At 49.1% G+C, this 371-nt stretch carries 2 protein-coding genes; both read right to left on the reverse strand.

All coding sequences use genetic code 11. The features are described from left to right. Positions 1 to 216, reverse strand: a 216-nt coding sequence (locus P5674_RS26120) for a reverse transcriptase domain-containing protein (protein ID WP_315643490.1), incomplete at its 3' end; no start/stop codon positions are given. Continuing rightward, positions 176 to 371 (reverse strand): HNH endonuclease (locus tag P5674_RS26125; protein WP_315670513.1); only part of this gene is annotated, 196 nt, incomplete at its 5' end. The genes P5674_RS26120 and P5674_RS26125, both read right to left, overlap by 41 nt.

The following is a 371-nucleotide window of genomic DNA, read 5'->3' on the forward strand; positions in this document are numbered from 1 at the left end:
AGAGCATTTTGCTATATCGGCATCGAGAACATAATATTGTCCTCGATTTATGGCAGCGTAAATCCTGCCTATTGCATCCTGGGCTGACCGTCCGGGACGGAACCCGTAGCTTGTACCTTCAAATCTCGATTCCCATTCAGGTTCGAGAGCCGACTTGACCAAGGCTTGCCTTGCTCTATCTTGGATTGTGGGTATTCCTATTCCAGCTTTTTTCATCCCTGCCAGGTTTTGGTATCCACACCCGTCGCAGTGGTTTTGCTTTGATATTTCCCTTAATGTTCTCCACAAGCTCAAACCTTTGTCTTGGAGAGATTACTCTTACTCCATCAACACCGGCTGTCTTCTTGCCTTGACCCGCCTGGGGGGCGGGA

The organism is Limnospira sp. PMC 289.06, from assembly GCF_032350395.1.
Lineage (GTDB): Bacteria > Cyanobacteriota > Cyanobacteriia > Cyanobacteriales > Microcoleaceae > Limnospira > Limnospira platensis.